The organism is Pseudomonas sp. 3MAES_34.3B, from assembly GCF_058145875.1.
This window is the reverse complement of record NZ_CM176960.1, coordinates 3215805-3230308: the sequence shown is the minus strand read 5'-3', so window position 1 is coordinate 3230308 and position 14504 is coordinate 3215805. Positions and strand designations below refer to the sequence as shown.

Sequence of the window (14504 nt, the reverse complement as noted above, 5' to 3'; positions counted from 1 at the left end):
CTGGCCACGGCCTTGGGAATCAGCTACGGCCCGCACCCCTACAGGGTACGCCAGGCCAACCGAAACAGCATCCCTTGCGCGAACAGGGTACGGCCCGGGGCAGCAAGCGTCTAATTGCTGGTTGCGATGGGCTGATAGACCGCCTTGATGGGTGGGGGTTCTGTCCGAAGCGGCGCCGGTGTGCCCGGGCTGTCAGATCCAGCCACATTCCGGCGATGGTGGTACCCGGCTATTCATGGTTAACTCGCCGTTTCCCATCCACCTCCTATAGAAGGAAACAGTCCATGGCTCAAGTGACCCTCAAGGGCAACCCTGTCCGTGTTGACGGCCAGCTTCCCGAGGCCGGCAGCCAGGCGCCGGCGTTCACCCTGGTTGCCGGGGACCTCAGCGACAAATCCCTTGCCGACTTCGCTGGCAAGCGCAAGGTGCTGAACATCTTCCCAAGCGTCGACACGCCCACCTGCGCTACCTCCGTGCGCAAGTTCAACGAACAGGCCAGCACGCTGGAAAACACCGCGGTGCTGTGCATTTCCGCCGACCTGCCGTTCGCCCAGGCGCGCTTCTGCGGTGCCGAAGGCCTGAGCAACGTGGTCAACCTGTCCACCCTGCGCGGCCGTGAGTTCATCGAAGCCTACGGCGTAGCCATTGCCGAAGGTCCGCTCAAGGGCCTGACCGCGCGCGCCGTGGTAGTGCTCGACGAGCAGAACAACGTCCTGCACAGCGAACTGGTCCCGGAAATCGGCCAGGAGCCCAACTACGAGGCGGCGCTCGCTGTTCTGAAGTAAGCCCCCCGGCGGCGCGGCCTGTTCGCTGCGTCGCCACTCGCAGTCATCCCTTGTACGGTTTGGTAACGTCTTGTTGCCAATACGTAAAAGACCGGTAAATGCGCTTTGCGAAACACGCCCAAGTGCTTATCGTTCAGCGTCCTGAAGGAAAGCTGAGCCGCACCATGGTCGATCGTTCGCAGCAAACACGTTCCCCTTTGATCAAACGCGCCTTGCTGGCGCTATTGCTGCTTGCGTTGGCTGGCGCCGCCCTGTGGTACTGGAATCACCGCCAGGCCCCGGCGGGGCAGGAGCAAGCCAAGGCGCAGGGCCATGCCCGTCGGGCGGGTGGCAACCCGATGCGCCCCGGTTTCGGCGGGGATGCCGCCGGGCCAACCCCCGTGCGGGTGGGCACGGTAACCGTGGGAGAGTTCCCGGTATACCTCAAGGCGCTGGGCACCGTCACCGCGCTCAACACCGTGAATGTGCGTACCCGCGTAGCCGGTGAGCTGGTCAAAGTCAATTTCCAGGAAGGCCAGGCGGTGAAAGCCGGCGACCTGCTGGCGCAGATCGACCCCCGCAGCTACCGCATCGCCCTGCAGCAGGCTGAAGGCACGTTGGGGGAGAATCAGGCCCAACTTAAAAATGCCCAGGTGGACTTCAAGCGTTATCGGGACCTGTTCGCTCAGGACAGTATCGCCCGGCAAACCCTGGACACCCAGGAAGCGCTGGTGGCGCAGTACCAGGCCACGGTAAAAACCAACACCGCGGCGGTGGAAGACGCTCGCCTGAACCTTCAATTCACCGATATCCGCGCGCCGCTGTCAGGGCGGGTAGGGCTGCGCCAGCTCGATGCCGGTAACCTGCTGGCCGCCAACGACAGCACCGCCGTGGCCGTGGTCACCCAGATGCAGCCGATCAGCATCGCCTTTACCTTGCCCGAAACCCAGATCGACCCCGTGCTTGCCCAGTACCGCAACGGGCAAAAGCTGAGCGTGGAGGCCTGGGACCGGGCCGACCGCGAGCTGGTGGCCAGCGGCGTGCTCGCAAGCCCGGACAACCAGATCGACACCTCCACCGGTACCCTGAAGTTCAAGGCCCGCTTCGACAACAAGGACGAACGCCTCTTCCCCAATCAGTTCGTGAACGTGCGGTTGCTGGTCAACACCCTGCATCAGGTAGTGTTGGCGCCCAGCGCGGCGATCCAGTTCGGTACCGAAGGTACCTTCGTGTATGTGCTGGAGGGCGAGAACAAGGTGCGGGTGCGCCAGCTGAAGGTGGGCGCCAGCGATGGCAATTCCACGGTGATCGAAAGCGGGCTGGCCAAGGGTGACCGTATCGTGCTCGAAGGCACCGACCGGCTGCGCGACGGCAGTGAAGTGGAAGTGGTCAATGACAACCGTGCGTTGCCGACAAGCCCCGGGGAACACCTGCAAGGCACCACGCCGAGTGAAGCCGCTGGCCCGAGCAAGGCTGGCGCATGAACCTTTCCCGCCTGTTCATTCTCAGGCCCGTCGCCACCACTTTGAGCATGCTGGCGATCGTGCTGGCTGGGCTTATTGGCTGGCGGTTGATGCCCGTGTCCGCGCTGCCGCAGGTCGATTACCCCACCATCCGGGTGATGACGCTCTATCCCGGCGCCAGCCCGCAGGTAATGACCAGCGCGGTCACCGCCCCGCTGGAGCGCCAGTTCGGGCAGATGCCGGGGCTGGAGCAGATGGCATCCACCAGCTCGGGCGGGGCGTCGGTCATTACCTTGCGCTTCAGCCTGGCGCTGGACATGGACGTGGCCGAGCAGGAAGTGCAGGCGGCGATCAACGCGGCGAACAACCTGCTGCCCAACGACCTGCCCGCGCCACCGGTGTACAACAAGGTCAACCCCGCCGACACGCCGGTGCTTACCATTGCCATCAGCTCACGCACCCTGCCGCTGCCCAAGGTCAACGACCTGGTGGACACCCGCATGGCGCAGAAAATCGCGCAGATCGGCGGCGTGGGCATGGTGAGCATTGCCGGTGGCCAGCGCCATGCAGTGCGCATCAAGGTCAACCCCCAGGCGCTGGCCGCCGCCGGGCTCAGCCTGGCGGACGTGCGCACCCTCATCGGCGCGTCCAACGTCAACCAGCCCAAGGGCAACTTCGATGGGCCCACCCGGGTGTCCATGCTGGACGCCAACGACCAGCTGCGCTCGCCCGAGGAATACGCCAGCCTCATTCTGGCTTACAAGAACGGCGCGCCCTTGCGCTTGCGGGACGTAGCCGAGATCGCCGATGGCGCAGAAAACGAGCGCCTGGCCGCCTGGGCGAACCGCAACCAGGCGGTGCTGCTGAACATCCAGCGCCAGCCGGGCGCCAACGTGATCGACGTGGTAGACCGTATAAAAGCCGTGCTGCCCACCCTGACCGCGAGCATGCCGGCCGGGCTGGACGTGACGGTGCTCAGCGACCGCACGCAGACCATTCGCGCCTCGGTGCACGATGTGCAAACCGAGCTGTTGTTCGCCGTGGCGCTGGTAGTGATGGTCACCTTCCTGTTCCTGCGCCGCCTCAGCGCTACGCTCATTCCTTCGATCACCGTGCCGCTGTCGCTGATCGGCACCTTTGGCGTGATGTACCTGGCGGGCTTCTCGGTCAACAACCTCACGCTGATGGCGCTTACCATCGCAACGGGGTTCGTGGTGGACGACGCCATCGTGATGCTGGAGAACATCGCCCGGCATATAGAGGAGGGTGAAACGCCCCTGCAGGCGGCCATCAAGGGCGCGCGGCAGATCGGCTTCACGCTCATTTCCCTCACGTTCTCGCTGATTGCCGTATTGATTCCACTGCTGTTCATGGGGGACGTGGTTGGCCGGCTGTTCCGCGAGTTCGCCATCACCCTGGCCGTGGCCATTCTGATTTCGCTGGTGGTGTCGCTCACCCTCACGCCAATGATGTGCGCCCGCATGCTCAAGCGCGAGCCGCCGGCGGGTCAGCAGTCGCGCTTCTACCGCGCCAGTGGCGCGTGGCTGGATTGGCTGGTGGCCCGCTATTCCACCGGGCTGGGCTGGGTACTTCGGCACCAGCCGCTGACGCTGCTGGTCGCCGTGGCCACGCTGGGCCTCACTGTGGTGCTGTACCTGATCGTGCCGAAGGGTTTCTTCCCCGTGCAGGACACAGGGTTCATCCAGGCGGTTTCCGAGGCACCCCAGGCGATATCCTTCCAGGCCATGAGCGAGCGCCAACAGGCGCTGGCCGAGATCATCCTGCGGGACCCGGCAGTACAGAGCCTGTCGTCCTACATCGGCGTGGACGGCGACAATGCCACGCTCAACAGTGGGCGCCTGCTGATCAACCTCAAACCGCATGCCGAGCGCGACCTCAGCGCGGAAGAAGTGATCGCCCGGCTTCAGCCGGAGGTGAACCGGCTGGTGGGGGTGCGGTTGTTCATGCAGCCGGTGCAAGACCTCACCATCGAAGACCGTGTCAGCCGTACCCAGTACCAGTTCAGCCTGGCCTCGCCGGACGCCGAACTGCTGGCCCAGTGGACCGGCACGCTGGTGGATGCCCTGCACGAACGGCCGGAGCTCAAGGATGTGGCCAGCGACCTTCAGGACAAGGGCCTGCAGGTGTACCTGGACATCGACCGCGACGCCGCCATGCGCCTGGGCGTCAAGGTGTCGGACATCACCAATGCCCTGTACGACGCTTTCGGCCAGCGGCAGATTTCCACTATCTATACCCAGGCCAACCAGTACCGGGTGGTGCTGCAATCGGCCGATGGTGGGCGCATCGGGCCGCAAGCGCTCGAACAGCTGTATGTGAAAGCGTCCTCGAGCACCAGCGCCAGCACCAGTAGTGACACGCAGATGGCCAGCGGCACCGGCTCGTCGGCAAACAGCACCACTGAAACCAGCACCGATACCAGCGGTACACAAGTGCGGCTGTCCAGCCTGGCGCGGATCGAGCAACGGCAGGCTCAACTGGCGATTTCCCACTTGGGCCAGTTCCCGGCGGTCACGCTGTCGTTCAACCTTGGCGATGGCGTATCCCTGGGCGAAGCGGTGCAGGTGATCGAGCAAGTGCAGCGCGACATCGGCATGCCGCTGGGCGTGCAAACCCAGTTCCAGGGCGCGGCCGCGGCGTTCCAGGCCTCGCTGTCCAGCACCTTGCTGCTGGTGCTGGCGGCGGTGATCACCATGTACATCGTGCTGGGCGTGCTGTACGAAAGTTACATCCACCCGATCACCATCCTGTCCACCTTGCCCTCGGCGGCGGTGGGCGCGCTGCTGGCGTTGCTGTTGAGCGGCAAGGACCTGGGCATGATCGCGATCATCGGCATCATCCTGCTGATCGGCATCGTGAAAAAGAACGCCATCATGATGATCGACTTCGCCCTGGAGGCGGAGCGCGGGCGGGGCCTGGCACCGCAGGATGCGATCTTCGAGGCAGCCTTGCTCCGCTTCCGGCCTATCCTGATGACTACGCTGGCTGCGTTGTTTGGCGCGGTTCCGCTGATGTTCGCGACCGGTTCTGGCGCCGAACTGCGCCAGCCCCTGGGCCTGGTGATGGTGGGCGGGCTGTTGGTGAGCCAACTGCTCACCCTGTTTACCACCCCGGTGATCTACCTGTGGTTTGATCGCACCAGCCGACGCTTCACCCGCCGCGCCAGCACCGAGGTGCGTGCGTGAACCTTTCCGGCCCGTTCATCCGTCGCCCCGTGGCGACCTTGCTGCTGAGCCTGGCGATCATCCTGCTGGGTGGGGTGAGCTTTGGTCAGTTGGCGGTGGCACCGCTGCCGCAGATGGATTTCCCGGTGATCGTGGTCAGCGCCAACCTCTCCGGTGCCAGCCCTGAGGTGATGGCCTCTTCGGTGGCCACGCCGCTGGAGCGTGCCTTCGGGGCGATTTCCGGGGTCACCAGCATGAACAGCCGCTCGAGCCAGGGTTCTACCCGGGTGATCCTGCAGTTCGAGCAAGGCCGCGATATCAACGGCGCCGCCCGGGACGTACAGGCGGCGATCAACGCTTCGCGCAATCTGTTGCCCAGCGGCATGAAAAGCATGCCCACCTACAAGAAAATCAACCCGTCCCAGGCGCCGGTGATGGTGCTGGCGCTCACGTCCCCGGCATTGGAAAAAGGCCGCCTGTACGACCTGGCATCCACCATCCTGTCGCCGACGCTCGCCCAGGTGAGCGGGGTAGGGGAAGTGCAGATCGGGGGCAGCTCGCTGCCGGCGGTGCGGATCGAACTCGAGCCCGCGCGGTTGAACCAGTACGGCATCGCCCTGGACGACGTGCGCGCGGCCATCGACAACGCCAACGTGCGCCAGCCCAAAGGCTTCGTGGAAGACGCGAACCGCGCCTGGCAGGTGCAGGCCAACGACCAACTGGAACAGGCCAAGGACTATCGCCCCTTGGTGATCCGCCAGCAGGACGGCGCCATCCTGCGCCTGGGTGACGTGGCACGGGTGAGCGACAGCGTGGAAGATCGCTACAACAGTGGCTTCTACAATCGCCAGGATGCGGTGCTGCTGGTGATCAACCGCCAGGCGGGCGCAAATATCATCGAGACGGTGGAGGCGATCAAGTCCCACCTTCCGGCGTTACGCTCGCTGTTGCCAGCCAACGTGCAACTGGACGTGGCCATGGACCGTACCACGGTGATCAAGGCCACCCTCCACGAAGCCGAGCGCACGCTGCTGATCGCGGTGGTGCTAGTAGTGCTGGTGGTGTTCCTGTTCCTGGCTAACGGCCGGGCAGCGCTTATCCCCACCCTGGCCGTGCCGGTGTCGCTGATCGGCACCTTCGCGGTGATGTACCTCTATGGCTTTTCGCTCAACAATTTGTCCCTGATGGCGCTTATCCTGGCTACAGGGTTGGTGGTGGACGATGCCATCGTGGTGCTGGAGAACATCTCCCGGCATATCGACGACGGCGTGGCGCCGCTGCGGGCGGCCTACCAGGGCGCCAAGGAAGTGGGCTTTACCCTGCTCGCCATGAACCTGTCGCTGGTAGCGGTGTTCCTGTCCATCCTGTTCATGGGCGGGATCATCGAGAACCTGTTCCGGGAATTTTCCATTACCCTCGCGGCAGCGGTAGTGGTGTCGCTGGTGGTGTCCCTCACGCTCACGCCCATGCTTTGCGCCCGCTGGCTGAAGCCGCGAGCACCCGGCCCGAAAGGCCGGTTGGAGCGTTGGAGCGAGGCTGCCAACGAGCGCTTGATGGCCGGTTATGACCGTACGCTGGGCTGGGTATTGCGCCATCCCGTGCTCACACTGCTGTCGTTGCTGGCGACCATTGTGTTGAACGTGGCGCTGTATGTAGTGGTGCCCAAGACGTTCATGCCGCAGCAGGACACCGGCCAGCTGATGGGCTTCATCCGAGGTGACGACGGGCTGTCCTTCACGGTGATGCAACCCAAGATGCACCAGTTCCGTGACGCTATCCTGGCCGACCCTGCCGTGCTCAGCGTGGCCGCGACGCTGGGCGGCAACAACGGCACCAATAACGCGACCATCCTGGTGCGCCTCAAACCGTTGGCAGAGCGCAGGGTGTCGTCCCAGCAAGTGATCGAGCGCCTGCGGCATACGGTGCCGAAAATCCCGGGTGGGCGGCTGATGCTGTTCGCCGACCAGGACCTTCAATTTGGCGGCGCCAGGGACAACGCCAGTTCCCAGTACCAATACATCATCCAAAGCGGCGACCTGGCCGTTCTGCGTGAATGGTTCCCCAAGGTGGTGACGCTATTCCGTTCGCTGCCCGAGCTCACCGCCATCGACGCCCGGGATGGTGCCGGCACCGCCCAAGTGACACTGGTGGTGGATCGCGACCAGGCCAAGCGCCTGGGGGTGGACATGAACACCGTGATGACCGTGCTGAACAATGCCTACAGCCAACGGCAAATCTCCACCATTTACGACAGCCTCAACCAGTACCAGGTGGTGATGGAGATCGACCCGCGCTATGCCCAGGACCCGATCACCCTCGATCAGGTCCAGGTGATTACCAGCAGCGGCAAGCGGGTGCCGCTGGCCTCGATCGCGCGCTACGAGAACAGCCTGGCGGACGACAGCGTAAGCCACGACGGGCAATTCGCGTCCGAAGCCATTTCGTTCGACCTCGCCGAGGGTGTGCCGCTGGACCGCGCCACCGCCACCATCGAGCGTGGCCTGGCTGGGCTGGGCATTCCCGATGAATTGATCGTGAAAGCGGGCGGCAACGCCAATGCGTTCATGGACTCTCAAAAGAGCCAGCCGTGGATGATCCTTGGCGCGCTGGTAGGGGTGTATCTGATCCTGGGTATTCTCTACGAAAGCTATATCCACCCGCTGACCATTCTCTCGACGCTGCCGTCCGCGGGGGTAGGGGCACTGCTGGCGATCTATCTCACGGGGGGCGAATTCAGCCTTATCTCGTTGCTGGGGTTGTTCCTGCTCATCGGTGTGGTGAAAAAGAACGCCATCCTGATGATCGACCTGGCGTTGCAGCTGGAGCGCGAGCAGGCGCTGGCGCCGCTGGAGTCGATCCGGCAGGCTTGCCTGTTGCGGTTGCGCCCGATCCTCATGACCACATTGGCCGCGGTACTTGGCGCCCTGCCGTTGTTGCTAGGCAGCGGGGACGGCGCCGAGATGCGCCGGCCGCTGGGCCTTGCGATCATCGGCGGGCTGCTGCTCAGCCAGGTCCTTACCCTCTACACCACCCCGGTGGTGTATCTCGCTCTCGACCGCTTGCGCCACCGCTATAACGGCTGGCGCGGCGTGGCCACCGACGCTGCCCTGGAAAGACCGCTATGACCGCACTGCCTGCTTTTCGCCCACGAGCCTTACCTTTGCGCCTGCTGGCCCTGGCCTGTTGCGCCGGCTGGCTGAGTGGCTGTGCCGTGGGCCCGGACTACCAGCGGCCCACCCTGCAAACGCCGGCGCAGTTCAAACAGGCCGAAGGCTGGCGCCAGGCTGCGCCGGCCGACGATCAGGCACGTGGGGCGTGGTGGACTGTTTATCAGGACCCTCAACTCGATGCGTTGGTGGCCACCCTCGACCGCAATAACCAGACGGTTGCCCAGTACGAGGCCCAGTATCGGCAAGCCCAGGCGCTGGTGCGCAGCGCACGGGGCGCGTTCTATCCCAGTGTGGGCCTTAATGTAGGCAAAACCCGGGCGGCACAAGGCAGTGGCAGCAGCGGCTCGAGCCTGAGTAATGCCAGCAGCGGTATCCGTGATACCTATAACGCGCAGGTGGGGGTGAGTTGGGAGGCCGACCTGTGGGGCAAACTGCGCCGTGGCCTGGAAGCCGACACCGCCAATGCCGGCGCCAGCTTCGCCGACCTGGCCGCCATGCGCCTGAGCCTGCAGTCGGAACTGGTTCAGGACTACCTGCAGGTCCGCGTGCTGGACGAGCAGAAGCGCCTGCTGCAGGCCACCGTGGAAACTTATCAGCGCTCCCTGCAACTCACCGAGAACCAATACCGCGCCGGGGTGGCGGGCAGTGATGCCATCGCTCAGGCGCGTACCCAGCTCAAAAGTACCCAGGCCGAGCTGGTGGATCTGCAATGGCAGCGCGCACAACTGGAGAACGCCATCGCGGTGCTGATGGGCCAGCCACCCGCCGATTTCAGCCTGGCCGAAGTTGCCACGGTTCCGGCGCTGCCTGATATCCCCGTGGGCGTGCCTTCCCAGTGGCTGGAACGGCGGCCGGACATCGCCTCGGCCGAGCGCACGGTGATCGCCGCCAATGCCCAGATTGGCGTGGCCAAGGCCGCCTACTATCCGGATTTCACCCTAAGCATGAGTGGCGGTTATAGCTCCAGTACGTCATCGAACTGGTTGAGCCTGCCCAACCGCTATTGGTCAGTAGGCCCTGAGTTGGCCCTCACGTTGTTTGATGGTGGTCAGCGCTCCGCCGAGGTGGACCGCACCCAAGCCGCCTATGACCAGACCGTGGCCCAGTACCGGCAAACGGTGCTCGACGGCATGCGTGAGGTTGAGGACTACCTGAGCCAGCTGAAGGTGTACGAGAACGAAGCGGTGCTGCGGGATGAGGCGCTGGCCGCGGCGCGGGACTCGCTGCGGTTGACCACCAACCAGTACAAGGCCGGGCTGATCGGTTACCTGGACGTGGTCACCGTACAGGCGACCGCGCTGAGCAACGAGCGCAGCGCACTGAACCTGCTGCAAAGCCGACTGTTGGCCAGTGTCAACCTGGTGGTGGCCTTGGGCGGTGGCTGGGATGGTGCGGTTCCCCGGCCTTGATACAGGCATAAAAAACCGGCCGTTGGGCAAGGCAAACGGCCGGGCTGTCATTGCAGGCGTATATCAGCCGCCCGAACCACCACCGCCCGAGCCGCCGCCCGAACCACCGGCGCCGCTGCCGCCGCCACTGGACCCGCCGCCATCGCCCGCGCCGCCACCATCCGCGCCGCCGCCGGTACCGTTACTCATGCCGCCGGTACCAGTACCCGGGGTGCCCGGGGTGCTTTGGCCCATGCCGCCGGCGTCGCTGCCGTTACCACCGCCAGTGGTCGAAGGGTTGGTGGTGTTGCCGCTGCTTGGCGCCGTGGTTTTGGTTGATTCCGCCGCCAGCGCGCCCACTGATGTGGCGCCCAGCACACCGGCCAATACCAGGCCGGTCAGTGTTTTTATGTTCATGGGTAAATCTCCGCAATTGTGGGGATTACCTCTGTTTGGGTACGGCGCTGCGTTCCAGGTGCCCGGCGGGCGACGGACGGTATCCTCAGAAAGACCTGGCTCCCTCAGGCCATCCACCACCCAGCGCCTTGTACAACCGCACCCGGTCCAGCACGCTCTGGGTGGCACTGGACACTTGCGCGCTTTGGGTTTCCAGCAGCGCGCGTTGCACGTTAAGCACGTTGAGGAAGTCGATTGCGCCTTCCTTGTAGCGTTGGCGGGCAACGTCCAGCGCGCGGTCATTCTGTTGCACCGCTTCCTGCAGGGCGTCATGGTGCCGGCGTTCGGCGGCGTAGTCGTTCAGCGCATCGTCCACTTCGTGCCAAGCGGCGAGTACGGTGCGGCGGTAGTCGATGGCCGCGGCCTGCTGTTCGTGTTCACGCAGGGCCAGCGTGCCGGTAAGCCGGCCGCCCTGGAAGATCGGCAGGTACAGGCTGGGGCCGTACGACCAGTCGCGGGCGCCCCAGTCGTTGAGGTCGTTGCCGCTGAAGCTTTGAGTGCCAAAGCTGGCACCGAGTGTGAGCCGCGGGTAGAAATCCGCCTGGGCCGCGCCCGTGGCCGCCACTGCCTGATGCAAGGCGGCCTCGCTGCGCTGGATATCAGGCCGGTGCCGTGCCAACTCCGAGGGCAGGCCCAAGGGGATGGCGTCCTGGGGTTGTGGCAGCGGCCGGGGCTCGATCAGCTCAGCAAACAGTGCACGGGGCGGCTGCCCGAGCAGGGCGCTCAGCGCATTGATCAGGCGAGCACGCTGCGCCTCGAGCACCGGCACCCGGGCTGACACCGTTGCCACCTGGGCGGCGGCGTTGGCCACGTCCAGTTGAGTGGTCACGCCGTTTTCAAAACGGGTTTGGGTGAGTTGCTGACTTTGCCGGGCAATTTCCAGGTTCTGCTGAGTAACCGCCAATTGCGCCTGAACCCCCCGCAGTTGCAGGTAGTCGCTGGCGGTTTCGGCCGCCAGGCTGAGCAACAGGCCGTCGCGTTCGGCGCGGCTGATGGCAACCTGCGCGTCGGCGGCTTCCACTGCTCGACGTACCCGCCCCCACAGGTCCACTTCCCAACTGGCGTCCGCTGCCAGTGTCCAGAGTTCGAAGGGGGCCTGGCCGTTCTGGCCGGACGGGTCGCTCAGGCCTTCGCCACTGTTGCGCTCACGGCTATAGCCAGCCCGGCCGCCCACGGTAGGCAGGCGGTCGCCAGCGCTGATGCCACGCAAGAGGCGGCTCTGCTCCAGGCGGTTGGCGGCGATCTGGGCGTCCAGGTTGTCGCGCGCGACGCGCTCAACCAGGCTGCTCAGCTGTTCGTCGCCCAGCTGCCGCCACCAGTGCGGGTCCAGGTTGCCCTGGGTTTGTGCGGCGTCCCATTGGGCCGGCAACGCGGCCTGTGGCGGCTCGAATTGCGGGCCAACACTGCAGCCTGCCAGCATGGCCGCGCCTGCTATCAGTACCCAACGGTTCATTCGCCGCCCCCGCTTACGTCTACGTCCACCACCACTGACATGCCTACGCGCAAGTGCTGCAAGGCTTCGGGGGCGTCGTCGAAGCGGATTTTCACCGGGATGCGCTGCACCACCTTGGTGAAGTTGCCGGTGGCGTTGTCTGGCGAGATGGCCGAGAAGCTCAGGCCGGTGGCGGGGGCCAGGCTTTCCAGATGCCCATGGAAGGGCACGTTGGGGTGGCTGTCCACGCGGATGTTCACCGGCTGGTTGGCGCGCATGTGCTCCAGCTGGGTTTCCCGGAAGTTGGCGATCACGTACAGCTCATCCACCGGTACCACGGCCATCAGCGGCGTGCCAAGGGCAACATACGCACCCACGCGGGCCGAGCGCTGGCCGATCAGCCCATCCTGCGGTGCCACGATGCGGGTCCAGGAGAGGTTGAGGTCGGCCTGGCGAAGGTCTGCCTGGGCCTTCTCCAATGTGGCCTGAGCCACTTCGTGCTGGGCTTTGAGCACGTCCAGGCTGCGCGCGGCCGCCACTTGCGCCGCCGCGTCGCGGTCGCGGGCGGCCTGGGCGCCGAGCAGTTCGGCTTCGGAGCGTTGGCGCTCTTGCTGGGTACCAGCCCCGCTGTTGGACAGGTTCAGGTAGCGCTGGGCATTGGCCTGGGCGTACTTGAGCGAAGCTTCGGTAGCGCGCAAGGTCGCGCCGGCCTGGGTGATGATCGCGGCCTGGCGCTGAATGCCAGCTTCCAGGTTCTTCAACTCCGCTTCGGCACCCGCCACGTTGGCGCGGGCGGCTGCTTGCGCCGCAAGGTATTCACTGTCGTCCAGGCGTGCGAGTAACTGGCCGGCCTTGACCTTTTGGTTGTCATCGACAGCCACCTCGACAATCTGCCCGGCCAGGCGCGGCGCCACCAGCACTGAGTCGGCGCGAATATAGGCGTCATCGGTCCGCTCCAGCGAGCCCGTGGCCATCAAGCGCCAGCCACCGTAAGCCACACACGCAACGACCGCCAACACGGCCAGGGAAAGGGAAGTTCTATGTTTCATGTGGGTACCGGAGGTTGCGGTGGATAGGCGCGCACGGGCAGCGTTACGAGGATCAGCACCAATGCCAGGGCGATTGCGATCAGCGCCAACCAGGCGTCGGCGTAAGTAAGGGTCAAAGCCTGCTGCCGAACCCGCCCGGCGATTTGCACCGCCTGTTCGGCCGGGAGGGAGGGCAACCGGCTGGCGACCTGGTCGAGCAGGGTATTGGAGTGCAGGTGTTCGCGATGAGTGATGAAGTTTTCCAGCACCACCCCGGACACCACTGATGCCAGCCCGCGCAGGCTGTTGACCATGGCGGAGGCAAAGGGGCCTTCCAGCGGGTGAATCACCCCGGTGGCCAGCATCAGCAAGGGCACCACCACCATGGGCTGGCCGAAGGTATGCAGCACTTGCAATGGGTAGAAATCATCACGAATCCACACGCTGGTGATCTGGGAGGCGAGCAGGGTAGCGATGCTCAGCAGCACCAGGCCCGCAGCGATCACGTAGCGGGCGTCCACCCAGTTACGGTTGATCACGAACGCAATGAACGGTGCCACCAGCAACTGAGGCAGGGCGATGGTCAGCGCCAGTGGCATGGTTTGCAGCGGCCGGTAGCCTTGCACGTTGGCCAGGTAAGCCGACGGGATGGCACTGCCGGCCAGGCCTAGGAACATGAACAGCATCAGTGTGGCGATGCCGAAAGCGAAATTGCGCCGCCCCAACAGTTGCAGCTTGAACAGCGGCAGCGGGTGGAACCACTCGTTGAGGGCGAACAGCGGCAGGCACACCGCAGCGCCCAACAGCAACGCGGTAATCAACGGCGATTCGAACCAGTCCAGCCGCTCGCCCTGGGTCAAGCCCACCACCAATAGGCTCAGCCCGCCCGCGCCCAGCAGCGCGCCCCGCCAGTCGAACTGGCGCAGGCGCTCCAGGCGCAGCGGGTCTTGCGGCAAACCGTAGGCGATCAAGGCGCTGCCCAACAGGCACGGTGGGATGATCTGCCACATCAACAGGCGCCAGTCGGCGTTCTCGGTCCACAGGGCCGCCAGCGGCAGCGCCAGGTTGGGGCCGAATGTGGCCGTGAGCGCATAGGCCGACAACCCGTAGAGCTTGATGTGCCACGGCAGAAAGCGCAGCGCGGCGGTCATCAGCAGCGGCGGCAGCGCCCCGCCCGCTAGCCCCTGCAGTACCCGCAGCAACAGCAGGGTAGAAAAGTTGGGCGCAAGCGGCGCCAGCACGCCAAGGAGGCCGAATGCGACGGTGGCAACCACGGCGAATCGGCGCAGCGAGAAAGTGACCGCGAACCAGGGCGCCAGGAGCATGGCCGATACCTCGGCGGCGGCATACACCGAACTGAACCAGGTACCTTCGTCGTGGCCCAGGCCATAGGCGCCAAGCAGGTCTGCCAGGGCAATGTCCGTCACCCGATCATTGATCCCGGACGTGAGCGCGGCGATCAATACGCCGACCAGGCCCAAGGCCAGGCGGCCTGTGAACGGCGCGGGCGCAGCAGCAGGTGCCGTAGCGGGTGCCGTAGCTGGAATGGGTGAACTCACGAAGGGTCCTTCAGAAAAGAAAAGGCATTACGTAGGAAATTTCGGTACAGTGTACCGGC

9 protein-coding genes are annotated in these 14504 nt (G+C 64.9%); 5 read left to right on the top strand and 4 right to left on the bottom strand.

Features of this window, described 5'->3' with window-relative positions; genetic code table 11:
- Positions 1 to 284 precede the first annotated feature (284 nt).
- The 5 genes from tpx to AC3Z8Y_RS14170 all read left to right on the top strand — a co-directional run bounded on the left by tpx (position 285) and on the right by AC3Z8Y_RS14170 (position 9991).
- The gene (tpx, locus tag AC3Z8Y_RS14190; protein WP_490086347.1) at positions 285 to 785 is read left to right on the top strand and encodes a thiol peroxidase; all 501 of its coding nucleotides are present in this window, start codon (positions 285 to 287) and stop codon (positions 783 to 785) included.
- Between the two features lie 164 nt (positions 786 to 949).
- Positions 950 to 2248 carry an MdtA/MuxA family multidrug efflux RND transporter periplasmic adaptor subunit gene (locus AC3Z8Y_RS14185; protein ID WP_490086346.1) on the top strand — a complete coding sequence of 433 codons (1299 nt, stop codon included), beginning with the start codon at positions 950 to 952 and terminating at the stop codon, positions 2246 to 2248.
- Positions 2245 to 5433, top strand: coding sequence for an MdtB/MuxB family multidrug efflux RND transporter permease subunit (locus AC3Z8Y_RS14180; RefSeq protein ID WP_490086345.1), 3189 nt, complete (start codon positions 2245 to 2247; stop codon positions 5431 to 5433). The genes AC3Z8Y_RS14185 and AC3Z8Y_RS14180 overlap by 4 nt, the downstream gene beginning before the upstream one ends.
- Entirely contained in the window at positions 5430 to 8537 is a 3108-nt protein-coding gene (locus AC3Z8Y_RS14175; RefSeq protein ID WP_490086344.1) for an efflux RND transporter permease subunit, read from the top strand. Before AC3Z8Y_RS14180 ends, AC3Z8Y_RS14175 begins: the two co-directional genes overlap by 4 nt.
- Entirely contained in the window at positions 8534 to 9991 is a 1458-nt protein-coding gene (locus tag AC3Z8Y_RS14170; RefSeq protein WP_490086343.1) for an efflux transporter outer membrane subunit, read from the top strand. Before AC3Z8Y_RS14175 ends, AC3Z8Y_RS14170 begins: the two co-directional genes overlap by 4 nt.
- Positions 9992 to 10054: 63 nt before the next feature.
- On the opposite strand, the gene AC3Z8Y_RS14165 is transcribed toward AC3Z8Y_RS14170, so the two are convergent.
- The 4 genes from AC3Z8Y_RS14165 to AC3Z8Y_RS14150 form a co-directional block, all read right to left on the bottom strand.
- Complete coding sequence (locus AC3Z8Y_RS14165) at positions 10055 to 10387, bottom strand: hypothetical protein (protein WP_490086342.1); 333 nt, start codon at positions 10385 to 10387, stop codon at positions 10055 to 10057.
- Positions 10388 to 10472: 85 nt separating this feature from the next.
- Positions 10473 to 11879, bottom strand: coding sequence for an efflux transporter outer membrane subunit (locus AC3Z8Y_RS14160; RefSeq protein ID WP_490086341.1), 1407 nt, complete (start codon positions 11877 to 11879; stop codon positions 10473 to 10475).
- A complete protein-coding gene (locus AC3Z8Y_RS14155; protein ID WP_490086340.1) occupies positions 11876 to 12907 on the bottom strand; it encodes an HlyD family secretion protein in 1032 nt (343 codons plus the stop codon). Before AC3Z8Y_RS14155 ends, AC3Z8Y_RS14160 begins: the two co-directional genes overlap by 4 nt.
- Positions 12904 to 14445 (bottom strand): MFS transporter, encoded by a 1542-nt coding sequence (locus tag AC3Z8Y_RS14150; RefSeq protein WP_490086339.1) that lies wholly within the window; start codon positions 14443 to 14445, stop codon positions 12904 to 12906. Before AC3Z8Y_RS14150 ends, AC3Z8Y_RS14155 begins: the two co-directional genes overlap by 4 nt.
- Positions 14446 to 14504 lie beyond the last annotated feature (59 nt).

Excerpts from the sequence above, each read along its gene's own strand:
- tpx (WP_490086347.1), top strand. The coding sequence starts at position 285 with ATGGCTCAAGTGACCCTCAAGGGCAACCCTGTCCGTGTTGACGGCCAG.
- AC3Z8Y_RS14185 (WP_490086346.1), top strand. The coding sequence starts at position 950 with ATGGTCGATCGTTCGCAGCAAACACGTTCCCCTTTGATCAAACGCGCC.
- AC3Z8Y_RS14180 (WP_490086345.1), top strand. The coding sequence starts at position 2,245 with ATGAACCTTTCCCGCCTGTTCATTCTCAGGCCCGTCGCCACCACTTTG.
- AC3Z8Y_RS14170 (WP_490086343.1), top strand. The coding sequence starts at position 8,534 with ATGACCGCACTGCCTGCTTTTCGCCCACGAGCCTTACCTTTGCGCCTG.
- AC3Z8Y_RS14165 (WP_490086342.1), bottom strand. The coding sequence starts at position 10,387 with ATGAACATAAAAACACTGACCGGCCTGGTATTGGCCGGTGTGCTGGGC.
- AC3Z8Y_RS14160 (WP_490086341.1), bottom strand. The coding sequence starts at position 11,879 with ATGAACCGTTGGGTACTGATAGCAGGCGCGGCCATGCTGGCAGGCTGC.
- AC3Z8Y_RS14155 (WP_490086340.1), bottom strand. The coding sequence starts at position 12,907 with ATGAAACATAGAACTTCCCTTTCCCTGGCCGTGTTGGCGGTCGTTGCG.